A 25,185-nucleotide genomic window follows, 5' to 3' on the forward strand; every position below is an offset into this window, starting at 1 on the left:
AAAATCAAACAGAATAAGCTTGAATATGGAAAAAGACACCAAAATCGTGAAATTCAAAATGCCTTTTGTCTACAATCTGAAACTCGCCGGCTGGCGAGTTTTTATTATGAAGGCAATGTATTTAAAAAGAAAATTGAGATGGTGCCGGGTCCTGTATGGGCACCGACTGTTGAACCAATTTGAGAGATATAAACCTCTTTCGGATGAAACTCTTCCTCAATCATCGCTTTCATTTCCAACGCAGTTTCTTCTGTATCTGCATGGCTGATGCCAATAACCTGATCATTAAGATGATAGCCGCGCTCATTCATAAGCTCGATAATCCGGCGCAACACCTTTTTTTTGCCGCGTATTTTTTCAATTGGGACCAGCTTTCCATCCTCAACATTTAAAATTGGTTTGATGTTTAATAAACCGCCAAGAAAGGCTGAAGCTTTTGATACACGACCGCCCTTAGCCAAATAATCCAAATCCTCCACCGTAAACAGATGCTCCATGTGTTGGGCACGAAACTGAACATCCTTTACAATTTCCTGTTTTGGTACATTCGCAGCCGCAAGCCGTGCTGCCTCCATCACAATCAAGCCTTGGCCAAGCGAAGCACATTTTGTATCAATAATCGTTAAATTAAAATTTGGATATTTTTCCTTCACTTGGTCAAGAATCATAACAGCGGTGGAATATGTTCCCGACAATTCTGAAGAAAATGCTATGTAAATTCCATCCTCATTGTTTTCCGCCATTTTTGTAAAAACTTCTTCAAACATTAGCGGAGAGGCTTGCGATGTTTTCGGAACTTCGCCGCTGCGGATGGCATCGTAAACAGTCTTAGGATCAATGGTTTTGACATCCTCATATTCTCGGTCTTTAAGATGAACTTTTAACGGAAAGAGCGTTACATTTTGTTCTTCATAAAAACTTTTCGGTAAATCGCATGCGCTGTCAGCCAGTATTTTTACCTGCATCAGGCTCACCTGCTTTCAAAAATCTATATTCACTTTCTCAGTTTATCGGTTTCACCAAAAAAATACAATAACAAAGGGGGAACTGCCCATGGTTTGGCTGCAAATAAAAAAAATTGTCGTTGTTATCATAGGTGCCTTTTTAACAGCTGTCGGCATGAATTTATTCCTGATTCCGGCCAATGTATATTCAAGCGGGTTCACAGGAATCGCTCAATTGTTGTCTAAGGTGTTAACCGACTATACGCCCATCACCCTATCGATGGGTTTGCTCCTGCTATTGTTGAATATCCCCGTAGCGATTCTTGGATGGATGAAGGTCGGCAAGTCGTTTACGATCTACAGCTTTATCAGTGTCGTTTTATCTTCGTTATTTTTGGAAATAATCCCAATTAAACAATTGTCGCATGATATTTTATTAAATGCGGTCTTTGGGGGTGTCATCATTGCGGTAGGTGTTGGGATCACCTTGAAATGGGGGGCTTCGACCGGCGGTCTTGATATTATTGCGATGGTGTTATCAAGAATGAAGGACAAGCCGATTGGGCCCTATATGTTCCTGTTAAACAGCCTGATTATCCTGACGGCAGGATTCCTATATGGCTGGGAAAAGGCGCTCTACACGATGGTGTTTCTTTACGCCTCAACAAGGGTAATCGATATGATTCACACCCGCCATGCCAAGCTTACGGCGTTTATTATCACCAAAAAGGCTGATGAGCTAAAAAGAGCCATTCATCAGAAACTGGTCCGTGGGATTACGATGATTCCCGGGAAAGGTGCCTTTTCTAATGAAACGAGAGATATTATGATGATTGTGATTACCCGCTATGAATTGTTTGACTTAGAACGCATCATTAAGGATGTTGATCCGAAGGCATTTACAAATATTATTCAGACAACAGGCGTATACGGTTTTTTTCGCAAGGATTAAAGGAAAAGGGGTGCCATTATGCGAATTTTTCTTTGTATGATCTTACTTTTCATACCGTTGATGACAAACGCGGACGCCAGCGGGGTGGAGAAGCTGATCCTTTCCGAACAAAATCCAGTTTTTCGTCATGTGCAGGTGTCCGGGGCAGACGGCACTTATGTTGCCTCAGGAGAAGCCAAGGCGGCGAAAGGGATATTCTACTATACTGTCGAAGATGGGCATAATGAGTATATCCAAGAGCAGCGAGTCCGGACCCAGGGAGGGGAGAAGTGGGAGCGATTTACTATAAATGTAAAGGTTGCTCCAGAAGCTGTTCCTAAAAACGGCACGTTATTATTAAATCTTTACCAGAAAAATGAAAAGGGCGAAATCACCAATCTTTATCCAGTAATATTAGAGCGAAGGTTTTAAAAAAGAAAAGCGGAAGCATCATGAAAGATGCCTCCGCTTTTCTTACGTGAGTTGGTCAAGCTTCTGTTGCATTTCTTGGAGCTGATGCTGTTCTGCGATTGTGGAGTTTGCAAAAGCAGAGCTCAAGGCATTCTTTGCTTTTGCAACTGCCATTTCGCGGTCCTCAGGGCCAGCGGCTACTGCCGTTTCAACAAATCTACGTGCTTCCTGGAATAAACGGTTACCCATCGTTAAATTCCTCCAAGCGAGGAGTTTTGCACATTGGCCATCTTCTGAGCTTCTGCTTCAGCGTAGGTCATGCGGTAAGGAATTCGTGCATCATGTTTTTTGACCGAATCCGTTCCCTGCTGGACAAAGCGTCTAGATCTGCTTCTACCCATTACAATCCCTCCAATATGCTTAAAAGCTCTATTTGAAACAGATTTGCTGTTTCATCAACTAGTATGCTCTAACCATGAAGCGTTCATTTAGGTAAACAATGGCTGACAGCAGTATTTACTTAATATTTAACAAATCAGACAAATATTCCCCAACGCCATCCTGTTCATTTGTAAGTGTAACATCATTGGCAATATTCTTTACCTGGTCAATTCCATTTCCCATGGCAATTCCGTGTCCCGCATATTCCAGCATTTCTAAGTCATTATCCTCGTCGCCGAAAGCAATGATTCGTTCCTTTGGTATGCCATAATAATCTGCCGCTTTTTTTAACCCCACTGCTTTATTTAATCCTGCCTTAATAATTTCTATCACATGCCAAGGTGCAGCCCAACTGCGCTGCTCAATCACTTCTGCATGAACCTGGGAAAGATGATCGCGAATTTTCTTTAATTGGTCCTCCTCGGTGTGAATCAATATACTGGTGGGTGAGTCTTTTAAATAATTGCTTAAATCACCTGTGGTTACTTTTGGATTTCCAAAACTGAAAATATCCAACAGCTTTTGGTCATGATAATGAAAGTAAACATCATCGATTACTTCGGCAATAATATTGTGGAAATTAAAGCTTCTGCAGGCCTCTACAATATCCTTTGCCACTTTGACATCAAGCGGCTCATGAAAATATCCCCAATCGGGATTTTTGGGATGATGGGTAAAGGCGCCATTAAAGTTGACAATGGGCGTATCCAATTCAAGTTCCCGGTAGTACATTTCGCTGGAACGATACGGTCTTCCCGTTGCAATCATGACGATATGGCCTTGATCTTTTGCTTTTTGCAGTATGTCCTTGTTTTTTGCTGAAATTGTTTTGTCGTCCTTTAATAGTGTTCCATCCAAATCCAAGGCAATTAAATGTCTCTCTGTCATAGTAACCCTCTCTTTAGTTGGTATTCCCGAAGGTAAGCAATAAAAATGAATTGACGTATTATTTCTATTATCAATATGTTAACAATTAATATGAAAACTGTAAAAAAATTCACTTCAATTGACTTAAAAGAACGATATACTGGTTTTCGAAATTCCTTTTGTTATAATTGTAACCATAAAACTGTTTGGGAGTGAATCTGATATGAATGAAGAATTAAAGGAAAATATTATGGGCGCATTGGAGCTAGTTATTGACCCAGAGCTTGGGGTAGATATTGTTAATTTAGGATTAGTTTATGACGTAGATATGGATGATGAAGGAAAAGCAACAGTTACAATGACGTTAACAGCTATGGGCTGCCCGCTTGCTGGAACAATTGTCGATCAAGTAAAACGGGCATTGGCTGATATCCCGGAAATCAAGGATGTCGATGTAAATATCGTTTGGAATCCGCCTTGGAACAAAGAGATGATGTCCCGTTATGCAAAAATCGCTTTGGGCATCCGCTAGAGGGGGCAAATCCTATGAAGAATAAAGTGATCTTGGTGAGTTCCACCGAGCTGGGCCGGGGCGACCAAATGCTTGGGGAAAATGTGTTGGAAACATTTTTTACGATTTTAAAGCAGCGCGAAGACCTACCGGCCGCTGTGTTTTGTATGAACAGCGGGGTGTTGACGATGACAGAACAGTCGCTGGTTTCTGTCCATCTGAAAGAACTTGAAGAAAAAGGAGTCGACATACTGGCTTGCAAAACATGTGCAGACCACTATGAAGTAACCGAAAAATTGACTGCTGGCAAAATCAGCAGCATGGCAGATTTTATTGACCTGGCAGCAAAATATGAAGTAATAACCATTTCCTAAAAACAGCAGAGGCTTCCTGCTGTTTTTTTTGTGGTCACAAAACGTCCATATCTGCAAGCTTGGTTGTGAGGAAGTTCACTTTATTCCAACATAAACACCTTTATAATACAAAGTAATGAAGGCTATTTGGATGGATTGAAATAGCCAGTATTAGGAGGCGTTTCAGGATGGATTTTAGCCGCGATTTTAATAAGGATCCGTTTATTGTCATATGGGAACTTACACGTGCTTGCCAGTTAAAGTGTCTGCATTGCCGTGCCGATGCCCAGTATACGAGAGATCCCAGAGAGTTAACTTTTGAAGAAGGTAAACACCTTATTGATAAAATATATGATATGAATAACCCGCTGCTCGTCTTTACAGGTGGTGATCCGCTTATGAGGCAGGACATTTTTGACCTTGCCAAATATGCTGTAGCAAAGGGAGTTCGTGTGTCCATGACCCCAAGTGCAACTCCAAATGTAACCATTGATGCCATGCGCAAGGCAAAAGAGGTTGGTCTTTCCCGCTGGGCGTTTAGTATTGATGGTCCAAATGCCGAGGTGCATGACCACTTCCGCGGTACCGCTGGCTCATTTGATTTGACGATGGAAAAAATCAAATTTTTGCATGAACTGGATATGCCGATTCAAATCAACACGGTCATATCGAGATACAATTATGAATACCTTGAAGAAATGGCCAAAATGGTCGAGGGTTTGAAGTGTGTACTATGGAGCGTGTTCTTCCTTGTTCCAACAGGGAGAGGGCAAGTAACAGACATGATTTCTCCTGTTGAGCATGAAAAAGTATTGCGCTGGTTGTATGAATTGAGCAAGCGTGTACCGTTTGACATTAAAACGACTGAGGCTATGCATTATCGCCGTGTCGTGATCCAGCAAAAAATGCGCGAAGCCAAAGCCCAGACCGCTGAAATCAATTACTTGTCAGCATTAACCGAAAAGGGATTGACTGGCTCGATTGATGGACTCGGACGCGCACCTAAGGGTGTAAATGACGGTAACGGCTTTGTATTTATCTCCCATATTGGGGATGTCTACCCTAGCGGTCTGCTGCCGGTTAAGGCGGGAAATGTCAGGGAGACACCGTTAGCAGAAATTTATCGCGAGTCACCGATTTTTAAATCATTGCGAAATCCAGACGGTTTCAAGGGTAAATGTGGTGTTTGTGAATTTCGAAATGTCTGCGGAGGTTCAAGATCACGTGCTTATGCGATGACCGGGGATTATTTGGAAAGTGAACCATTTTGCGTATATATTCCAAAAGCACTACGTGAAAAACAAGAACAATCATAATAATAAAATGGGCAGCCGGTGATCCGGCTGCCGATTAACGAAAAAAGACGAAGGAAAGAATAAAAGTCCTACTCGATATTACAATAAACGGCTGAACAATTTTCACAGCCAATTTCATCTTTTAAATATTGTAAATCCAATACTGTAATTTTGCCGCGTTTAATTGAAATGATATTGTCGCGCTTTAACTCACTCAGGATCCGATTTGTACTCTCTCTGGAAGTGCCGCAGAAGTTAGCCAATTCTTGGTTGGTTAATGGCAGGTCGATTAAAATCCCGTTATCTTTTGGCACCCCATAGCTATTGGTCATCCGGATTAATGTTGAAAATAGTGCCCCTCGCTTGCCGTTGAGGACAAGGTCACGGAATTTTGTTTGCGTTTTTCGGAAATGGTCGCTCATCCATTTCATGAATTCAAAGGCAAGCTTGCTGTTTTGGAAGATTTCACTTTCAATCACGTCTTTTCTAATTGCGGCAATTTCACCTTCCTCAAGAACCTTGGCGCTCAATAAATATTTTGGGCTGTCAGTAAAAAGGGTCAATTCGCCGCAGATATCATTTTCGCCACAGATTCTTAAGGACAATTCCCGGCCGTCAGATGTAATCTTGCTGATTTGAATTTTACCTGAAACAATCACATAAAGTTCCTCCGCCACCATTCCCTCCTGGAATAAAAATCTTCCCCGTTCACTTCTAAATCTTCGGTCAGCCAACTTTAATAATTCTTTTATTTCAATCGAATGAGTTGATTTTATAGTTGTATTCATTAAGATTCACCCCATAATTATTAGTTCTGTCGATTCAATTTTTTATTCGTTAGTAACATTTTATCTTAAGAACTGGGGAGGAAACTAAGTAAACAATGACAATATAGTGAAAACTAACTTCCCTTTTTACACAAATTTTTGAAAAACTGAAAGAAACCTCGTGATAAAGAATGTCCAAATCATGGATATGAATCTTTTCACTGAAATTGTTAAGATAATTACTAATAAAAAGTATTTCATAGTGAATAAAGTAACAGTCTTTTCATCCTGACATCTGTTACAATAGATATAAATAACTTCTTTTAGCTAATGGAGTTGATCTAAATGGAAAAAACCATTATTAATGATAAATTGAATAGACCACTGCGTGATCTTAGAATATCGGTGATTGACCGCTGTAATTTTCGCTGCCAATACTGCATGCCTGCAGATCAATTTGGTTCTGATTTTGAATTTCTTCCACGCAGTGCACTATTGACATACGAGGAAATTGAACGGCTTGCCAAAATTTTTGTTAGCCTTGGGGTAAAGAAAATCCGCTTAACCGGGGGAGAGCCGCTTTTGCGGAGGGATTTACCAGTGCTGGTTGAAAAGCTTTCAGGCATCGAAGGCCTAGAGGACATCGGTTTGACCACTAATGCAGTGTTGCTGCCAAAATTAGCACAGAAATTAAAGGACGCTGGCTTGAAACGGGTAAATATCAGTTTGGATAGCTTGAATGATGAATTGTTTGGGAAAATTAATGGCCGTGGAATCGGAACAGGTCCAGTCCTTGACGGAATACAAGCTGCAAAGCAGGCTGGGCTTGGCGTAAAATTAAACATGGTCGTTAAGAAAGGTTTAAATGATTCGGAAATCATTCCGATGGCTTCCTTTTGCAAAGAAAATGGTTTTGAATTGCGCTATATCGAATATATGGATGTCGGCTCGACAAATGGTTGGAAGATGGACGATGTTGTAACCAAAAAGGAAATTTATCATCTTTTGAAGGAACATTTTGAGATGGAGCCTGTTGGCCCGGCATACTTTGGAGAAGTAGCCAAGCATTACCGCTATTTAGACACTGATGTAAATGTTGGGTTTATAACATCAGTATCCGAATCCTTCTGTTCTAGTTGCACCCGTGCCCGACTGTCAGCAAACGGGCAAATCTTTACCTGTTTATTTAATGGAAATGGACATGATATTCGAAATTTCATGAGAAATGGTGCCACGGATGAAGAAATCACCGCACGCATCACCGGAATTTGGAACAACCGGACAGACAGATATTCGGACGAACGAACAGCCGAAACAAACAAAAATCGTAAAAAAATTGAAATGTCCTATATTGGTGGTTAATCAAACAAAAAACTCCCCAAGTTGGGGAACAGATTGCCGAGAAAAAGGTATTTTTCTCGGCAACGTTTATTTTATCAGAATTCGAATTGCTGATTTTTTAAAAATTGCCCCTGCTAATGGGCCTGCTGATTTCCGCTCCAGGTGCTTCGCTTTCCGCGGACGGTTCGTGGAGCCTCCTCGGCGCTGAAGCGCCTGCGGGGTCTCCACTGTCCCGTACTCCCGCAGGAGTCTTCGCACCTTCCGCTCCAATCAACAGGCGGATAGTCAAACTAATGAACTGCAACACACTTTAGTTGCAAGACCAATTTTTTCTAAACACAGTTAAGAGAATTAAACAAATAACGTGATAGTTTCGATTTTTACCTTAGACCTGTCATAAGAGCCAGTCTCATGACACGTTCAGTTGATTTTTTTCCTTCGACACGTAATGAAAGTCAATCTCATGACGCGTTCGGCTGTATTTTTCCCTTTGACACGACATGAAAGGCAGTCTCATGACACGATCGGCTGAATATTTTCCACAAGCACGTCATGAAAGGCAGTCTCATGACACAATCGGCTGAATATTTTCCACAGGCACGTCATGAAAGGCAGTCTCATGACACGATCGGCTGAATATTTTCCACAGGCACGTCATGAAAGGCAGTCTCATGACGCGATTGGCTGAATATTTTCCACAGGCACGTTATAAAAGGCAATCTCATGACGCATTCGGCTAAATTTTTTCTTTAGACAGGTCATGAGAGGCGTTCTTAGAATTTTTCCTTTGTCGTGTATAGGATTCTAAATTTAATTAAAGAGCTCTGTTGATTTGCGCGTAAGGCGCGCAGACTCCTGCGGGAGTACGGGGCAGGGAAGACCCCGCAGGCCTTCAGCGCCGAGGAGGCTTCCCGGCACGCCCGCGGAAAGCGAAGCGCCTGGAGCGCAAATCAACAGACAGGTCGCATAGTAAATGTCTGGTTTAAAAAAATGAAAGACTGTCGAAGTTTTTTCGACAGCCTAAGCGTGCTTTATGAAGAGAGATTTTATTAGAAATATCTCGGAAACAGAATGTTGTTTTCAAGGTGGACGTGCATGAATGTCAAGCCTTCAAGGTCTTCCAACCGCTTGTAAACCAAACGGTACGTACCGCAGGCATCGAGCGGCGGCGTGAAGTCAGCCGTAATGCTCCGCAATTCTTTAAGGATTGCTCCGGCATGATCATGTTCCTTTTCCAGTTCCACAATCATATTAATCGCCTCTTCACGATTTTCAACCGTGCCATCTGCAAGCTTTTTTATAATTGGGAACACCGTTTCCTCTTCCTTTGCCATATGCTCAAGCAATTCCTTTTTCAATTCGTAAAACAGTTCATACACCTTTAAAAGTTCTGGGTGATGGTCGCCATGGACCTTGGACACCTTTGTTACATATGGGCTAAGCATGGTTAATTCTTCTCTTGTTGCTTGGTGGTAGTGGTTAATGACATGGTCGATAATTGTGTTCGAATCAGAATTTGTCCAGACCTCAAGGCTAGTTTCCTGGGACTGGCTTTTTTCGTATACCACTTTTAACTCTTCCATAACGGCATCCGTATTTTGTCCCGCTGCATCGGCCAGTGGAATATTGCCGCCGCAACAAAAATCTATGCGGTATTTTTTGAATATATCACTTGTTTTGGGCATGTCGTTGACAATATCTCTAACTAAGGTATCTGCAGTAAACATAAAAGTCATCATGAAAAACCTCCTAAAATACTTTCTGACATAAGCATAATGGAAACTTGATTTGAACTTGGTGACCACCGTCACACATTAGCGGATGTTTTTGTGAATTTTGGACAAGAAACTTTCACAAATGTGATATTTGCTATGTATCCTGAATTTTTGTAGGCTTATAATGAATGTAATATAAACAAGTTTGATTTTTTTGTATAAGATGGGAGCCGATTTATTTGTTTGAAAGAAGACAACCAATTCCAATCGGGGATGCAGTAAAAAAAATAATGCAATATCAACTCCAAGGCGTCACTGAGCATGTTTTGATAGATGAAAGTTACGGAAGATTCTTATCAGAAGATTTAACGGCCACCTGTGATGTTCCTCATTTCGACAGAGCCCCATATGATGGCTTTGCTGTCAGATCCATTGATACTAATGGGGCATCATTAACAAATCCAGTTGAATTTGAAGTAATCGATCATATTGGAGCAGGCATGGTTTCTGAAAAACAGGTGGGTAACAACCAAGCGGTGAGGATCATGACCGGGGCGATTATGCCAAAAGGTACCGATGCAGTGGTTATGTTTGAAGTAGCCAAAACCTTTGAAAAGAATGGAACACCATACATGTCAATAAAACGAAGCTTTAAAAAAGGTGAAAATGTTTCGTTTAGAGGAGAAGACGCAAAGGAAGGCGAAGTACTTGTAAAAAAAGGAACGTTGGTTAATCCGGGGATTCAGGCCATGCTCGCGACATTTGGCTACAAGCAGGTTCCGGTTGCCAAAAAGCCGATCGTAGGTTTGTTCGCGACCGGAACCGAGCTGTTGGAAGTTGAGGAACCATTGGTCCCCGGAAAGATTCGCAATAGCAATTCACACATGATTGCCGCCCAAATTGAGCGGGCAGGCGCAATTGTTCGGTATTTTGGGAAATTACCTGATGAATTTGATACATGCTTTGAGGCCGTACATAATGCACTCGACAAAGTGGATATTTTAGTCACCACGGGAGGGGTTTCCGTTGGCGATTTTGATTATCTTCCGGAAATATATGAAAAGTTGCAGGCTAAAGTGTTGTTTAATAAAGTGGCAATGCGTCCGGGAAGTGTTACGACGGTGGCCCATTTTAACGGCAAGCTGTTATTTGGGCTTTCGGGAAACCCATCGGCCTGCTATGTGGGGTTTGAATTATTTGCCCGGCCGATTATTCGCAGAATGTTATTCTCCGAAAAACCGCACCTTCGGAAGGAAACAGCAATCCTAGATGTTGACTTTCCGAAGGCCAATCCGTTTACAAGATTTGTCCGCAGTGCCCTGACAGTGGAAAATGGGAGACTTAAGGTAAGCCCAAGCGGCCTCGATAAGTCGAATATTATCATGAGTTTGGCCGGTGCAAATTCGTTAACCATCTTGCCTGGCGGAACAAGAGGATTCACCGCTGGCAGCGAAGTGGAGGTTCTTATGTTAGAAGACCAAACTGGCAGTGAATGGCCTTGGTAAAACCGGTCGTTTTCCAAGTGGTCGGCTACCAAAATAGCGGCAAGACGACTTATACGCTGAAACTGATTCAAAGACTGAAAGTATTAGGGATCGCAACTGCCACTATAAAGCATCACGGTCATGGTGGCAAACCTGATGTTCCGGATGGCAAAGATTCGGTCAAACATATCGAGAAGGGGGCCGGCATTTCAATTGTTGAAGGTGGCGGCCGCATGATTCTCCAGGCAGAGGATTTCAAAGGAGGGCTGGAGCGACAAATTCAACTGTTGGGTTTTTTTCAACCCGATGTCATCCTGATTGAAGGGTATAAGCATAAACCATTTCCCAAGGTTTTATTGATTAGGAGCCAAACCGATTTGGAATTGCTGTCGGCAGTAACAAATGTGAAGGCAATCGTCTATTGGCAGGATGAAATGAAGATGGATATTCAAGCCCAGACCAATGTACCATGTTTTCGAATTGATGACGTTAATAGTGTAGACTGGGCCGTACAATTCTTAAAATATTGTGTCCAAGAAGAAGGCTGAGGCCTTCTTTTCGTTTTTTTGTGACAAGCTTCACTTATTATTCCTTTTTGCTCGTTTAAAGTAAAGATATTAGGAAAAAGGAGTGAAATATGATGAAGCTTTTTCTACCAAAACAGCATGGTGCGTGGGCGATGTTAATCATCCCTTTTTGGCTTGGGGTAATAAATGGAGGATTTATTTGGCAGCATATCCCACTTTTCGTTGGATGGTTATTATTGTATTTGGCGACCTATCCGATGCTGTTGATTTTTAAAAGGAAGAATGTCCCTTTTTATACTAAATGGACGTTGATATATCTGGTACCTGCTTTAGCCTTGCTTTTAATCCCGTTAATTGAAAGACCAGCAATGGTATACTTCGGACTGTTGATGCTCCCGTTTTTTGTGATAAATGCTTATTATACTTCAATTAATCACGATCGTGCGTTTATGAACGATATTAGCGCCATTTGCGCATTTTCGATTGCCGGGTTGGCAAGCAGTTATTTTGGCGGAGGCACATTAACTGCTGGAACGATTTTATTTACATTTTTCGGTTCAATGCTGTTTTTTGCCGGATGCACTTTTTATGTGAAAACCATGATCAGGGAAAGGAAGAATATTCAGTTTAAATGGGTTTCATGGCTTTTTCACATCATTTTGGTGATTGCTTGGCTGGTATTTGGCTTTTGGGTTGCAGCACTTGCATATATCCCAAGTCTAATTCGGGCTATCGCCTTTTATGGGAAAAAATTGACCCCTAAACAAATCGGCATTTATGAAATAGTGAATTCAGCGATTTTCTTTGTGATTATGACAGTCCAAATTCTTTACCTTTAATAATAAAAAATCGGCCCTTTTTAAAAGGACCGATTTTTTTAAGTTAATCAACCGTGCAAATTTCAATTGGACAATCCTCGCACTCAATCTCCCCTTTTAAATAATTAAGATCATGAATGGTAATCGTGCCTTTATCAATCGAGATGATACCCGTTTTTCTAAGATCGCTTAGGAGCCGATTGACGACTTCCCTTGAGGTGCCGCAAAAATTGGCCAATTCTTGATTGGTCAGCGGCAAATCGATCATAATTCCTCTATTCGTTTTAATTCCGTAGCTATTGCTAATTCGAATTAAGGTTGAATATAAAGCACCTTTTTTTCCATGTAAAACAAGGTCGCGAAATCGGGTTTGTGTTTTCCGATATTGCTGGCTTATCCATTTTAAAAATTCAAAGGATAGCGGCAAATCCTGCGAAAGTTTGTCTTCAAGATACTCCCTTCTTATAACAGCAACTTCACCGTTCTCAACGACTCGTGCACTTAATGAATACTTGGATGTTGGGGAAAATAATTGTAGTTCACCAACAAGATCACCAGCAGAGCACATTCTTAAAGTAAGCTCCCGGCCATCAGGGATAATTTTACTTATTTGCAGAACACCGCTTTGAACGACATACAACTCTTCGGCAGGGGCACCTTCCTGAAATAAAAAGGAACCCTTTTCCATCTTTTTGTAATAATGTATCGTTTGAAACAGATGGGACAACTGTACTGGCATTTCTTTAACTAATTGCATAAAATAACCACCTTTAATAGGGTAAACCCCTGGCTTGGATATAAGAAATTTTCTTAGTGGCAGTCATGTAAGATTTTTACAAGATTCTACTATAATTATATTGTTAACGAAGAATATTTAGCAATATCTGAAGAATAAGTTCATACAATCGTCAAATGTTGTATAGCATCATTTTATATTTCTTAGGAAATATTGTCTAATGCTGTTGATTTATGAAAGAAATTCCTATAATCGTGGGAATTTAAACGGAAATAATAAAAATGTAACGTTAAGGAGGGAAAAGCATGGGTCAAAATCGTCAATTTCGATCTGGTCAAAAAGCCCCTAATAATGGCGTCTATATTGAAGTGGGGGACACCGGAAGCAATGTGATCAATCCAAAAAAAATAAGGCTGAGAGCGGGAGACAGATTCCCCGAGACCTCTAACGATGAACGAATTTGGACTTACCAGCGCAAGCCATAATAGGGAATACCGCAAGAGTCATCCGAACACCGGATGGCTCTTTCTAAATTTTACTTTTAAAGAAGAATTCATTTATAATAAAAGAAAAGGTCAAATTAGGTCAAAAAAGGAGATGGGAAAATGGACTTGAACAGAATGACTGAAAGGCTTCAGAAAGGGGTAATGGAGGCCCAAAGTCTGGCCGTAAAAAGTAATCATCAAGAAATAGACGAACCTCACTTGTTTTTGGCGTTATTGAATCAGGATGACAGTTTGATTTCGGCCATTTTTGAACGGGCTGGTATATCATCTGAAAAAATGGAGCAAGCCTTAAATCAGGCGTTGGCACGGAATCCGCAGGTTATTGGCAGTGGTGTTGAACAGGGGAAACTGTATATTACCGCTAGACTGCAACGACTGCTCGTTAGTGCAGAGGACTTTGCCGAGAAGCTTGGGGATGAATATCTCTCGGTTGAACATGTTCTTATGGCGGCAGTAAATGCAAATGACTCGGAAATCAAAAGGATTCTGGGTACAATCGGCCGGGACGCTGAGGTAATTTTAAAAGCAATTAAGGAAATTAGGGGGAATCAAAGAGTGACTTCACAAAATCCTGAAGCAGGTTACGAAGCGTTAAAGAAATACGGACGGGATTTGGTTGCTGAAGTAAAAGCAGGGAAAATGGACCCGGTGATCGGACGAGATACGGAAATCCGCAATGTCATCAGGATTCTGTCCAGAAAAACAAAAAACAACCCTGTATTAATCGGTGAACCGGGTGTAGGAAAAACAGCGATTGTAGAAGGTCTCGCCCAGCGAATCGTTCGTAAGGATGTTCCCGAAGGACTCAAGGATAAGACTATTTTTTCGCTCGATATGAGTGCACTGATTGCTGGAGCCAAATTCAGAGGAGAATTTGAGGAGAGACTAAAAGCTGTTTTAAATGAAATCAAGAAAAGTGAAGGGCAAATACTGTTGTTTATCGATGAAATCCATACAATCGTCGGTGCAGGAAGAACCGATGGCGCCATGGATGCCGGCAATATGTTAAAGCCGATGCTTGCCCGGGGGGAGCTCCATTGCATTGGGGCAACCACACTCGATGAACATAGAAAATATATCGAAAAGGATCCCGCCCTCGAGAGACGATTTCAACAGGTGTTGGTCCAGGAACCCGATGTCGAGGACACTATCTCCATTTTGCGGGGCTTAAAGGAACGATTTGAAGTTCACCACGGGGTAAAAATCCACGACCACGCCTTGGTTGTGGCTGCCACTTTGTCGGACCGCTATATTTCTGACCGATTCCTGCCTGACAAAGCAATTGATTTAGTCGATGAGGCATGTGCGATGATCCGCACCGAAATTGATTCGATGCCGACAGAACTTGATGAAGTGACACGAAGAGTCATGCAATTGGAAATTGAGGAAGCAGCGTTAAGCAAAGAACATGATGAAATCAGTAAACAACGGCTTGAAGCGCTGCGAAAGGAATTAGCGGACTTAAAGGAACAAGCGGGTAGCATGAAGGCAAAATGGCTTGGGGAAAAAGAAACGATTCAAAAATTGCAGGAAAAACGCGAGCAAATAGAGAAGCTCAGACGCGAGCTGCAGCAAGCGGAGGATAAATATGACCTAAACCGGGCTGCCGAGCTTAGGCATGGGCTGATTCCACAAGCGGAAAAAGAATTGCTGGAACTTGAAACAAAAACAGAATCTGAAAATCGTTTGCTTCGTGAAGAGGTAACCGGAGAGGAAATATCGAATATTATTTCAAGGTGGACTGGCATACCGCTGGCGAAACTCGTTGAAGGCGAACGGGAAAAGCTTCTGAGACTGGAATCCATCCTTCAAGAACGGGTCATTGGGCAAAATGAAGCCGTTAATCTAGTAACAGATGCGGTTCTTCGCGCCAGGGCGGGAATAAAAGACCCAAACAGACCGATTGGCTCGTTTTTATTTTTGGGACCCACGGGGGTCGGGAAAACAGAGCTGGCAAAGGCTCTGGCCGAAGCGTTATTCGACAGTGAGGAGCATATTATTCGCATCGACATGTCCGAATATATGGAAAAGCATGCGGTCTCCCGGCTAATAGGCGCACCTCCTGGATACGTGGGCTATGAAGAAGGCGGGCAATTGACTGAAGCCGTAAGAAGGCGGCCTTACTCTGTCATTTTAATGGATGAAATTGAAAAAGCACACCCTGAGGTATTTAATATCTTGCTGCAGGCCCTTGACGATGGCCGGATAACCGATTCGCAGGGCAGGGTGGTCGACTTTAAAAACACCGTAATCATTATGACATCCAATATCGGCTCCCAGTTTCTCCTAGACCGTGCAGAAGATGAGGAAGGGATATCAGAAGCAGCTAGGGAAAAGGTACAAAGCCAGCTAAAGGCTCATTTCCGTCCGGAATTCCTCAATCGAATCGATGAAACAATTTTGTTTAAACCGTTGTCATTAGGCGACATCAAGAATATTGTTGTCAAGCTGCTTAAGGAGCTTCAGGGAAGATTAAAAGATCAGCAAATAGAAATATCCATCACTGATGAAGCAAAAGAGTTCATTGCCATTAACGGTTTTGATCCTGTCTATGGGGCGCGGCCGTTGAAGCGGTATATTCAGAGAAATATCGAAACAAAACTGGCCAGGGTTATTATCGCCGGAAAATTGCACGAGGGATCAAGTGCAGAAATTATTGTCAATAATGGAGAAGTAGATTTAACCATTGACAAATGAGGGTTATCCCGTAAAAAATAAAGGTCTTCCAACTTAGCATGGAAGACCTTTTCTAAAAGAAAAAACTTAGTGTTTGCTTGCCGGTTCATTTGGAATGACAGCAGATGCAACGAAAATCAAAATTGTGACAATCACAGATACGAAAGCCCCCGCTTTAAAATCAAATCCAACACCCGACATGGAACTGACAACATATGTAAGCATTTGTACTAAAAGAAAAGTCCAGAAAAATGTCCAAAAGTATCGCACTATTTTTTCACCTGCCTATATAATATCCATCTTATTTATCTAGCTCCAGCGCCTAGCCCCTCGAGGTCTTAAGCCGTCCCCCTCCGGAGGGCAGGCCCGTCCTGCGGGTTACGTCTTAAGCTGGTCGGGGCTGACCGAGGCGCTTCCGCTTTTAATATTACCACATGAAGAAATAATAATGAAACGTTTTCTTTCAACCAATTTCCCAGAAATAGGCGAAGCCCCATACTGCTTTTGTGAAATGACATACAATATCATGAGGAAATATGTAAAAGGAGATATACCAATGGAAAGTCGCAGTTTTCAAATGGATACCCAATGGAATATTATTTATTACCCGGAGCAGCCTACCGGATTTGGGATCTTGGTAATCGGAGATGAACGGCATTATGTGGACGAAGGTAAGTGCTTTTGGACACAAAATGAGGGGAAACAAACGATTATTAATGATTTAAAAGAAAGTGGGTACACCATTTTTTCCTCGAATCTTTATGGGCGACACTGGGGAAGTGAGAATGCTGTCGAGCTGGCGCAAAGGTTATACCATTATATTATTCGCAATGAAATCATTAATCACAAGATTCATATTTTGGCTGAAGGGATGGGAGCCTTGGCAGCACTTCGATTGATGGATAAAATGAAGGATCATATTAGGTCAGTCGTTCTCCTTAATCCGATTCTTTCCCTGAAACATCATCTTGATCAAGAGAGGGAACATAAATTCTTTTATAAGAAGTTAATTAGGGAATTAATAGCTGCCTATCAAATGAATCAGCAAGAGCTGGAGAAAAGTATCACCGGCATGGAAGATGTCATTAAACTTGATGATGGCTGCCCGATAAAGATCATTCACGTCTTGTCAGGGGGACGCTTATACAATCAATCGAAGCAATATCACAAACTGATTGGAACTGCCAATTTGCAGCCAACGATCATTCTTCCAGAAAAGAAACAACAAATTGGGAAAATGTGTGTAAATTTTTATAAAAACCATGAATCAATCCTTTAAACTCTTCCTCCTCCACGAAAGAAATATTTCCTTATTGGATTGCATAGGATTCAGTAAGGAAGTTGGAGGTGGAAGAACGAATGGACAAGGCCACGATATTGGGCGTTTTTAACTTTGTCAGTTTCCATTTATGTAAAACCCTGCTTAATCACGGAATCGAAGTTTACGGTGTCTCCATTGGAGATATGGAGCAAATTTCATTCCATGAAGAGAAAAGACTAGAAATAGGCCGAAACGCCAATTTTATTGAGACATCATTAGAAAAATTAACAAGTGAAGCGGGTATATCCGATTCAAAGCAAACATTAATTTTTCCCGTGTATGATTTTTACATGCTTAACCATGACCGGACTCTATTAAATGATTATGTAATCGGGACACTCCAAGAATATATCAATAAAAATAAAGCCGAACTAGACATCATGGTGATTTTGCCGATGCAGTTTATGAATTATGAAAAAAAATCGCCTGTACACCGGCTTATTCGACAGGTAAAGCAGAAATCCGTACCTGTACAGGCGGTTTATTTGCCAACTATTTATGGACCTTGGCAGCCTTCGGTTTTTCTGTTTCAGCAGGCAATTATGTCCACCATGCAAAAGGGCAAACTTTCCGGAGCAGAAAGGGAATGGCGGGGGGATGCCCTGTTTGTTGATGATGCGATAGAAACGATGATCGAGCTTATGGAAACTGGAAATCCTGGGGAGTATTTATTGGAAAGCGGCCAGGACAATTATTGGCGAATGTGCGCGGACTATCTCAATATTGGACAAAATCATATTGAACAAGCAGGCAAACCTCAGCAAACGAATAGGCACATTGTCAGAACTCCTGTAAAAAAAGTCACGGCGCTTGCCGATTCGTTTTCTCAGCAAATAGGGCATACAAGGTTGTTTTATCAAAATCAAAGCTAATCTCCACATTTCCCCGATTTGGATGGGGGGAATATCCTTTTCATTTTTTTCTTCAATTGTTAGAATAAATAAAAACAATTTTATCTAACAGCCGCAAAGTTAATATTAGAACTCTATAGAAGCATCACCTGATGTAAGGGTCGCGGTACGAAGGAGTTGCAAGAAATGCTTCGCCGATTCGGAATGATTTTTATTTGTGTATTCATGCTTGCAGCTTGTGTTGAGAAAAAGCCGCAAGGGAAACTGGAGAAGGTTGGCTTATTAGTGCCTGAAACAGTCAATGACCAAGTTTGGGGGTCGAAAGGCTTTAATGGATTATTAAAAATCCAATCCAAATTTGATGTAGAGGTTTTTTATAAAGAAGGCATGAATTCTGAGAGGACAGTAAATCAGGCCGTGAAGGAATTTGCGCAAAAAGGGGTTAATCTCATTTTTGGCCATGGGTCAGAATATGCTGTATATTTCAATGAAATTTCCCGTGATTATCCTGATATCCACTTTGTCAGTTTTAATGGAGACGCAAAGAACGACAATACGACCAGCCTAAATTTTAAAGCGCATGCGATGGGCTTTTTTGGCGGAATGGTAGCTGCGCATATGTCCAATAATAAGAAAGTGGGGGTATTAGCGGCATATGAGTGGCAGCCGGAAATTGAAGGTTTTTATCAGGGGGCCTTGGCAGAAAATAATGATACCTATGTAGATATCCAGTATGTTGGAAATTGGGATGATAAAAACAAAGCGATTCAGCTTGTCGACAGAATGATGGCAAATGGAGTAGATGTTGTCTATCCTGCCGGAGACGGTTTTAATGTTCCTGTTATTGAAAAAGTAAAGGAGCAGGGCTTATTTGTGATCGGTTATGTTTCCGACCAGTCAGATCTCGGTGAGTCTACGGTGTTGACAAGTACCATTCAGGAAGTTGATTTGCTTTATGAAAAAATTGCAAACGAATTTAATAGCGGGAATTTGAAATCCGGCAACCAATCCTATGACTTTCAAGATGATGTCATTTCGTTGGGGAAGTATAGCCCATTGGTAAGTAAAGAGTTTATTGGGAAGATGGATGAGCATGTTAAGTTATATAAAGAAACAGGAAAGCTGCCCGAATAAGGCTGGGTTTTCGGGGGATATACATACGAAAAAACAAGGCTGCCTACTGTATTTTGGCAGCTTGTTTTTTTGCCAAAGCAGGAAATGGTTGCGAAAAAGAAGTTTTATCTGTTAAAATTAGTACCAAGTCATAATAATTGATATTAACTATTAGGATAAATTTTTCATAAATCCAAAGGAGATGGAAAAATGAGAGCAGGGATCATCGGAATAGGAAGGTATTTACCTGAGAAGATAGTGACTAACTTTGATTTGGAAAAAATGATGGATACCTCCGATGAATGGATTAGAACCCGAACTGGGATTGAACAGCGTAGAATCGCCGGCGATGATGTTAATACATCGGACATGGCCTTTTGGGCCGCGGAGAAAGCCATTTCGGATGCCGGAATTAAACCGGAGGACATTGACTTAATTTTGGTTGCAACAGTCACCCCGGATACACCCTTTCCATCTATGGCCTGCAAGATTCAAGAGCGTCTCGGAGCTAAAAAGGCTGCCGCAATGGACATATCTGCGGCTTGTGCCGGATTTATGTATGGGATTGTTACAGCGAAGCAATTTATCGAGACAAGTGTGTATAAGCATGTTTTGGTAGTAGGCGTTGAAAAACTTTCAAAAATTACCGATTGGAATGACCGGAATACGGCAGTTTTATTTGGTGATGGAGCTGGTGCAGCGGTCATTGGCCCTGTATCAGAGAATCGTGGAATCCTGTCATTTGAACTTGGTGCTGATGGATCAGGAGGAAAACACCTGTATCAGGAAGAATATATCGTAATGAATGGGCGCGAAGTTTTTAAATTTGCTGTCAGACAAATGGGCGAGAGCTGTATTCATGTTCTTGAAAAGGCTGGATTGAAAAAAGAGGATGTTGATTTTCTCATTCCGCATCAAGCCAATATCCGTATCATGGAAGCATCCAGACAAAGATTGGAACTGCCTGTTGAAAAAATGTCGAAAACCGTTGATAAATATGGCAATACCTCGGCAGCCTCGATTCCGATTTCCATTGTTGAAGAACTCGAAGCCGGAAAAATCAAGGATGATGATTTAATAGTGATGGTTGGGTTCGGCGGCGGCCTGACATGGGGTGCGATTGCCATCCGCTGGGGCAAATAGACACGTTCATCGGGATTGCTGTTGTATTTTGAGTGTAAATAATTAAGATGAAATTTGATAGGAATAGCAAAGTGAAAAAGGAGATGATCAAATGGAAAATCGCAGGGTTGTCGTAACAGGCGTTGGAGCGGTTACACCACTTGGTAACGATGTTGAAACCACTTGGAAAGCTATATTGGAAGGAAAGTCTGGAGTCGGTCCATTGACAAGATTAAATCCGGATGAATACTCAGCCAAGGTTGCAGCTGAAGTTAAGGATTTCAATCCGGAGCTGTTTATCGATAAAAAAGATGTCCGTAAGATGGACAGATTTACACAATATGCTGTCGCGGGTGCACTAATGGCCGTTAAAGATGCCGATTTAACTATTAATGAAGAAAATTCGCATCGTGTCGGTGTTTGGATTGGTTCTGGAATTGGCGGCATGGAAACCTTTGAACAGCAATTTGAGGTATTTCAAAAACGCGGTTACCGCCGGGTCAGCCCATTCTTTGTACCAATGATGATCCCTGATATGGCCACTGGACAAGTTTCGATTATGCTAGGAGCAAGAGGTTTTAATTCCTGTACGGTTACAGCTTGTGCAACGGGAACCAATTCTATTGGTGATGCCTTTAAAGTAATTCAACGCGGTGATGCCGATGTAATGGTAACCGGTGGAACAGAGGCTCCTATTACCAAAATGGCGGTAGCAGGCTTCTGCGCCAACACGGCGCTTTCGACTAATCCTGACCCACAGACAGCTAGCAGACCGTTCGATAAAAATCGTGACGGCTTTGTCATAGGCGAGGGTGCAGGCATTGTTATTTTGGAAGAGTTGGAGCACGCGTTGGCCCGCGGTGCAAAGATATATGCGGAAATTGTTGGCTATGGCGCTACCGGGGATGCCTATCATATTACCGCTCCTGCACCAGGAGGAGAGGGCGGTGCCAGAGCGATGAAAATGGCACTTAACGATGCCGGACTTAAGCCGGAGGATATTGATTATATTAACGCACACGGCACCAGCACGGAATATAACGATAAGTTCGAAACACTTGCTGTCAAAGAAGTTTTTGGCGACCATGCTTATAAATTGGCAATGAGCTCGACAAAATCAATGACTGGGCACCTGCTCGGTGCAGCTGGCGGCGTCGAAGCAATTTTTAGCCTGCTGGCTATGAAAGACAGTATGCTTCCGCCGACAATAAATTATGAAACTCCGGACCCTGAGTGCGATTTGGATTATGTCGCCAACGCAGCACGTCCGAAGGAAATCCAAGCGGCCATGAGCAACTCATTAGGCTTTGGCGGCCACAATGCCACAATCGTGTTTAAAAAATATCAATAATGAACAAAGTAAAGGACCAGGCACGCCCCGGTCCTTTTTTGTTTAAGAACATCCTTAGAAAACCTTCATAAACTGTAAACTAGATATTACAGTTGAATGGGGTGCAGGAATGGGTGTCATTCGAACCGACCAATGGATGGAGAAGAACTTTGAGCTGCCTGTGAATATCTGTAAAAAGCTGCGGCCATATTTTAAGAGCCGAAAAGAAGTTGATATATATCATGAACTATCAAAGTTTGGAATGTACAGACCGTCTTGGCAGTCAAAAAAATACTTAGATAAGATGCTTGAAGGTGATGTCTGGAAGAAGGTAGAGCAATTATTTTATAAATATAAAGAGAAATGGTCCGGTCCTGACATTCCTGTATTTCTTTTTCCAATGGAACGAAAAGCAGGGCTTTTTACCAGGAAAGAGGACCGCAGGAAAGCGGGTGTATCCTATCCGGACAAAATGTTCTTGTTTCTTTCCCACTATGATGACCCGAAAGAAGTCGAGGCGCTTCTTGTCCATGAATACCACCATGTTTGCCGATTGCGGGCCCTGAATAAGAAAATGGAGGATTACACTTTATTGGACTCGATTATCATTGAGGGGCTGGCTGAATATGCAGTTTTAAAGCATTGCGGAGCGAATTATTTAGCCAATTGGTGCAATATGTACTCAGAAAGAGAGCACGAGATTTTTTGGGAGCGGTTCTTAAAGCCCCATTTGGCAAAAAAGAAGAATGAAAGGATACACGATGAACTGTTATATGGGGGAGGGAGGTACCCCGAGCTGTTGGGATATTCTGCCGGATATAATATTATAGAAAAATTTTACGAGAAGCATCGTTATTCTACAGGACTATCTTTTGCAATTCCAGCAAGTGAATTTGTGAAATAAATATGCATTATAACTTTAAAAAGCCTATTAATTCAGGCTTTTTTTTATGTCTATTAACTTAATTAATAATCTGTAAAGGAAGTCATTTAATTGTAATAAATCTGTCCTATTTGAATATAAGGAATTAAAAGAATAAATCAAAAGTAGGAAGGTGTACGATGAATGCAAAAAAAACACTGCTTCAAGAGGCACCGCTGCTTGAAGTGAAAAATTTAGAGACAGCCTTCGATATTGATGGGACTTTTTATAATGCTGTTGATAATGTGTCGTTTAAGGTAAGAACGAGACAAATTGTCGGGGTTGTGGGGGAATCGGGATGTGGCAAGTCTGTGATGAGCCTGTCCATCATGCAATTGCTTCCAAAAGGGATTGGAATGGTAAAATCCGGCGAAATAATCTTTGATGGCCTGAACCTTGAAAAAATGTCAGAATCACAAATTAATAAAATGCGCGGCAAGGACGTTTCAATGATTTTTCAGGAGCCGACGACTTCGTTAAATCCGGTATTCACGATTGGCTACCAGCTTCAGGAAGTTTTATTTAATCACATGAAAATATCCAAACAGGAAGCTAGACAAAAAGCGATTGCGCTGCTTAAGAGCGTTGGCATTTCCAGACCTGAAAAAATCGTCGACGAATATCCACATCAATTATCCGGCGGTATGCGGCAGCGGGTCATGATTGCGATTGCCATCGCCTGTCAGCCAAAGCTGTTAATTGCAGACGAACCAACCACTGCTCTGGATGTGACCGTTCAGGCGCAAATCCTTGAACTATTGAAGGAAATTCAAGAAGTAAACGATATGGCAATTATTTTAATTACCCATGATTTGGGTGTCGTTGCGGAAATGTGCGACGAGGTTATCGTGATGTATGCCGGAAAGATTGTTGAACAAACCGATGTGGATACATTGTTCTATAATCCTAAGCATCCATATACAACACTACTTTTGGGAGCAATTCCAAAAATAGATAAGGAGGAAGAAAGACTCAGCTCCATACAAGGTATCGTACCGTCATTGACCAATATGCCTAAGGTGGGCTGCAGATTTGCCCACCGCTGTCCTAAAGTGATGCCGGATTGCTTCAACGTCACCCCGGTACTTGCGGAAGCTGCCGAAGGCCACGAGGTTGCCTGCCTACTCTATGAAGCTAGCAAGCCGAGAGAAGGGGTGAAGTAATGAGTACCGTTTCTGTAGATAACAAGAAAGATAAACAATCTTCACAGGCTGAAAATTTGTTGGAAATTCAGAATCTAAAAACCTATTATCCTGTCAAAGGTGGTTTTTTCAAACGGACGGTCGGTCATGTGAAAGCGGTTGATAATATATCCTTTGAGATCAAAAAAGGGGAAACGATGGGCCTAGTAGGAGAATCAGGCTGCGGCAAATCTACAGCTGGCCGAACTATCCTAAGGCTGTTAAAACCAACAGAAGGAAAAATTCTCTTTGAAAATAAAGATATTACGGGACTTCAGGGAAAGAACTTACGGGAAATACGAAAGGATATGCAAATGGTCTTCCAGGATCCCTATGCTTCCTTAAATCCGATGCAAATGGTTGGGAATATTATTGCGGAGCCCATCTATAACTTTTCAAAAAAAAGTAAGGATGAGCTGAAAAAGGAAGTTATCGATTTATTGGAGAAGGTCGGTCTACCGCCGGATGCCTTTTACAAGTACGCCCATGAATTTTCCGGGGGTCAGCGGCAGCGGATAGGGATTGCCCGCGCCCTGGCGTTAAGACCAAAACTGATCATTGCTGATGAACCGGTGTCTGCATTGGACGTGTCCGTTCAATCACAGGTTTTAAACCTCTTAAAAGACCTGCAAGAGGAATTTGATTTGACTTTTTTGTTTATTGCACATGACTTAAGTGTAGTTAAACATATGAGTGATCGAATTGGAGTTATGTATTTAGGTAATCTGGTAGAGATTGGCAGAAAAGATAGTCTTTACGCCGAGCCTCTACATCCATATACCCAGGCATTAATATCAGCAATTCCAAACCCGGACCCGCGGCAAAAGAAGAAACGAATCATTCTAAAAGGCGATGTTCCAAGTCCAATCAATCCGCCATCAGGATGCCCATTCCATCCGCGCTGTCCGATGGCAATGGAAGAATGCTCGAAATCCAAGCCGGTATTAAAGGAGGTGAAGCCATCTCATCGAGTAGCTTGCCACCTTTATTAATAATTTTTTTCAAAAAACTCATAGGGGGGG

Annotated in this window: 28 protein-coding genes; 19 read left to right on the plus strand and 9 right to left on the minus strand. The window is 41.8% G+C overall.

What is annotated here, in order from left to right; genetic code table 11:
- Positions 1-104: 104 nt before the first annotated feature.
- The gene (locus AR334_RS21175; protein WP_066317202.1) at positions 105-965 is read right to left on the minus strand and encodes a DegV family protein; all 861 of its coding nucleotides are present in this window, start codon (positions 963-965) and stop codon (positions 105-107) included.
- 88 nt (positions 966-1,053) lie between these two features.
- On the opposite strand from AR334_RS21175, the gene AR334_RS21180 reads away from it, so the two are divergent.
- Both AR334_RS21180 and AR334_RS21185 read left to right on the plus strand, forming a co-directional pair.
- Entirely contained in the window at positions 1,054-1,896 is an 843-nt protein-coding gene (locus tag AR334_RS21180; protein ID WP_066317205.1) for a YitT family protein, read from the plus strand.
- An 18-nt stretch (positions 1,897-1,914) separates the two neighbouring features.
- On the plus strand, positions 1,915-2,307 hold the full coding sequence (locus AR334_RS21185) for a Gmad2 immunoglobulin-like domain-containing protein (RefSeq protein WP_082693052.1): 393 nt from the start codon (positions 1,915-1,917) through the stop codon (positions 2,305-2,307).
- A gap of 42 nt (positions 2,308-2,349) precedes the next feature.
- Here AR334_RS21185 and AR334_RS21190 read toward each other — a convergent pair whose 3' ends face one another.
- The 3 genes from AR334_RS21190 to AR334_RS21195 all read right to left on the minus strand — a co-directional run bounded on the left by AR334_RS21190 (position 2,350) and on the right by AR334_RS21195 (position 3,615).
- Entirely contained in the window at positions 2,350-2,535 is a 186-nt protein-coding gene (locus AR334_RS21190) for a DUF3813 domain-containing protein (protein WP_066317213.1), read from the minus strand.
- 2 nt (positions 2,536-2,537) lie between these two features.
- On the minus strand, positions 2,538-2,687 hold the full coding sequence (locus AR334_RS30045) for a hypothetical protein (protein ID WP_172799272.1): 150 nt from the start codon (positions 2,685-2,687) through the stop codon (positions 2,538-2,540).
- Positions 2,688-2,802: 115 nt separating this feature from the next.
- On the minus strand, positions 2,803-3,615 hold the full coding sequence (locus tag AR334_RS21195; protein ID WP_066317216.1) for a Cof-type HAD-IIB family hydrolase: 813 nt from the start codon (positions 3,613-3,615) through the stop codon (positions 2,803-2,805).
- 202 nt (positions 3,616-3,817) lie between these two features.
- Between AR334_RS21195 and AR334_RS21200 the strand changes: the two genes are divergently transcribed.
- The 3 genes from AR334_RS21200 (at position 3,818) to AR334_RS21210 (ending at position 5,774) form a co-directional block, all read left to right on the plus strand.
- Positions 3,818-4,126: a metal-sulfur cluster assembly factor gene (locus tag AR334_RS21200; protein WP_066317219.1), complete on the plus strand. Its 309-nt coding sequence runs from the start codon at positions 3,818-3,820 to the stop codon at positions 4,124-4,126.
- A gap of 14 nt (positions 4,127-4,140) precedes the next feature.
- Positions 4,141-4,479 (plus strand): DsrE family protein, encoded by a 339-nt coding sequence (locus AR334_RS21205; RefSeq protein ID WP_066317230.1) that lies wholly within the window; start codon positions 4,141-4,143, stop codon positions 4,477-4,479.
- 167 nt (positions 4,480-4,646) lie between these two features.
- Positions 4,647-5,774, plus strand: a complete 1,128-nt coding sequence (locus tag AR334_RS21210) for a TIGR04053 family radical SAM/SPASM domain-containing protein (protein WP_066317233.1) — start codon at positions 4,647-4,649, stop codon at positions 5,772-5,774.
- Positions 5,775-5,842: 68 nt separating this feature from the next.
- Here AR334_RS21210 and AR334_RS21215 read toward each other — a convergent pair whose 3' ends face one another.
- The gene (locus AR334_RS21215) at positions 5,843-6,541 is read right to left on the minus strand and encodes a Crp/Fnr family transcriptional regulator (RefSeq protein WP_066317240.1); all 699 of its coding nucleotides are present in this window, start codon (positions 6,539-6,541) and stop codon (positions 5,843-5,845) included.
- Positions 6,542-6,865: 324 nt separating this feature from the next.
- Between AR334_RS21215 and moaA the strand changes: the two genes are divergently transcribed.
- A complete protein-coding gene (moaA, locus tag AR334_RS21220) occupies positions 6,866-7,882 on the plus strand; it encodes a GTP 3',8-cyclase MoaA (protein ID WP_066317250.1) in 1,017 nt (338 codons plus the stop codon).
- A gap of 66 nt (positions 7,883-7,948) precedes the next feature.
- Here moaA and AR334_RS29640 read toward each other — a convergent pair whose 3' ends face one another.
- Together AR334_RS29640 and ric are read right to left on the minus strand one after the other, a co-directional pair.
- Positions 7,949-8,119 (minus strand): hypothetical protein, encoded by a 171-nt coding sequence (locus AR334_RS29640; RefSeq protein ID WP_156431357.1) that lies wholly within the window; start codon positions 8,117-8,119, stop codon positions 7,949-7,951.
- A 791-nt stretch (positions 8,120-8,910) separates the two neighbouring features.
- Entirely contained in the window at positions 8,911-9,597 is a 687-nt protein-coding gene (ric, locus tag AR334_RS21225; RefSeq protein WP_066318555.1) for an iron-sulfur cluster repair di-iron protein, read from the minus strand.
- Between the two features lie 218 nt (positions 9,598-9,815).
- Here ric and glp point away from each other — a divergent pair, with 218 nt between their 5' ends.
- The 3 genes from glp (at position 9,816) to AR334_RS21240 (ending at position 12,426) form a co-directional block, all read left to right on the plus strand.
- Positions 9,816-11,081 carry a gephyrin-like molybdotransferase Glp gene (glp, locus tag AR334_RS21230; protein WP_066317254.1) on the plus strand — a complete coding sequence of 422 codons (1,266 nt, stop codon included), beginning with the start codon at positions 9,816-9,818 and terminating at the stop codon, positions 11,079-11,081.
- A complete protein-coding gene (mobB, locus tag AR334_RS21235) occupies positions 11,069-11,608 on the plus strand; it encodes a molybdopterin-guanine dinucleotide biosynthesis protein B (RefSeq protein ID WP_066317256.1) in 540 nt (179 codons plus the stop codon). The genes glp and mobB overlap by 13 nt, the downstream gene beginning before the upstream one ends.
- 92 nt (positions 11,609-11,700) lie before the next feature.
- Positions 11,701-12,426: a YwiC-like family protein gene (locus AR334_RS21240; protein ID WP_066317266.1), complete on the plus strand. Its 726-nt coding sequence runs from the start codon at positions 11,701-11,703 to the stop codon at positions 12,424-12,426.
- A gap of 43 nt (positions 12,427-12,469) precedes the next feature.
- On the opposite strand, the gene AR334_RS21245 is transcribed toward AR334_RS21240, so the two are convergent.
- Positions 12,470-13,144: a Crp/Fnr family transcriptional regulator gene (locus AR334_RS21245; protein WP_066318564.1), complete on the minus strand. Its 675-nt coding sequence runs from the start codon at positions 13,142-13,144 to the stop codon at positions 12,470-12,472.
- A gap of 302 nt (positions 13,145-13,446) precedes the next feature.
- Here AR334_RS21245 and AR334_RS21250 point away from each other — a divergent pair, with 302 nt between their 5' ends.
- Both AR334_RS21250 and clpB read left to right on the plus strand, forming a co-directional pair.
- Entirely contained in the window at positions 13,447-13,626 is a 180-nt protein-coding gene (locus tag AR334_RS21250; RefSeq protein ID WP_066317270.1) for a YjzC family protein, read from the plus strand.
- 120 nt (positions 13,627-13,746) lie between these two features.
- Positions 13,747-16,344: an ATP-dependent chaperone ClpB gene (gene clpB, locus AR334_RS21255; RefSeq protein ID WP_066317272.1), complete on the plus strand. Its 2,598-nt coding sequence runs from the start codon at positions 13,747-13,749 to the stop codon at positions 16,342-16,344.
- Between the two features lie 66 nt (positions 16,345-16,410).
- Here clpB and AR334_RS21260 read toward each other — a convergent pair whose 3' ends face one another.
- Entirely contained in the window at positions 16,411-16,593 is a 183-nt protein-coding gene (locus AR334_RS21260; protein WP_066317275.1) for a YjzD family protein, read from the minus strand.
- Positions 16,594-16,879: 286 nt separating this feature from the next.
- Here AR334_RS21260 and AR334_RS21265 point away from each other — a divergent pair, with 286 nt between their 5' ends.
- From AR334_RS21265 to AR334_RS21300, 8 genes are all read left to right on the plus strand, one after another.
- On the plus strand, positions 16,880-17,602 hold the full coding sequence (locus tag AR334_RS21265; protein ID WP_066317277.1) for a hydrolase: 723 nt from the start codon (positions 16,880-16,882) through the stop codon (positions 17,600-17,602).
- 80 nt (positions 17,603-17,682) lie between these two features.
- Positions 17,683-18,516, plus strand: coding sequence for an NAD(P)-dependent oxidoreductase (locus AR334_RS21270; RefSeq protein WP_066317287.1), 834 nt, complete (start codon positions 17,683-17,685; stop codon positions 18,514-18,516).
- A 165-nt stretch (positions 18,517-18,681) separates the two neighbouring features.
- Positions 18,682-19,629 (plus strand): BMP family ABC transporter substrate-binding protein, encoded by a 948-nt coding sequence (locus AR334_RS21275; protein WP_066317289.1) that lies wholly within the window; start codon positions 18,682-18,684, stop codon positions 19,627-19,629.
- Positions 19,630-19,818: 189 nt separating this feature from the next.
- Entirely contained in the window at positions 19,819-20,751 is a 933-nt protein-coding gene (locus tag AR334_RS21280) for a beta-ketoacyl-ACP synthase III (RefSeq protein WP_066317299.1), read from the plus strand.
- Between the two features lie 91 nt (positions 20,752-20,842).
- On the plus strand, positions 20,843-22,081 hold the full coding sequence (fabF, locus tag AR334_RS21285) for a beta-ketoacyl-ACP synthase II (protein ID WP_066317306.1): 1,239 nt from the start codon (positions 20,843-20,845) through the stop codon (positions 22,079-22,081).
- Between the two features lie 109 nt (positions 22,082-22,190).
- Positions 22,191-22,964 carry a DUF2268 domain-containing protein gene (locus AR334_RS21290; protein WP_066317311.1) on the plus strand — a complete coding sequence of 258 codons (774 nt, stop codon included), beginning with the start codon at positions 22,191-22,193 and terminating at the stop codon, positions 22,962-22,964.
- Between the two features lie 158 nt (positions 22,965-23,122).
- Positions 23,123-24,145 (plus strand): ABC transporter ATP-binding protein, encoded by a 1,023-nt coding sequence (locus AR334_RS21295; protein ID WP_066317320.1) that lies wholly within the window; start codon positions 23,123-23,125, stop codon positions 24,143-24,145.
- Positions 24,145-25,155 carry an ABC transporter ATP-binding protein gene (locus AR334_RS21300; RefSeq protein ID WP_066317326.1) on the plus strand — a complete coding sequence of 337 codons (1,011 nt, stop codon included), beginning with the start codon at positions 24,145-24,147 and terminating at the stop codon, positions 25,153-25,155. The genes AR334_RS21295 and AR334_RS21300 overlap by 1 nt, the downstream gene beginning before the upstream one ends.
- Positions 25,156-25,185: the final 30 nt, after the last annotated feature.

The organism is Bacillus sp. FJAT-29814, assembly GCF_001510715.1.
Classification (GTDB): Bacteria; Bacillota; Bacilli; order Bacillales; family Cytobacillaceae; genus Neobacillus.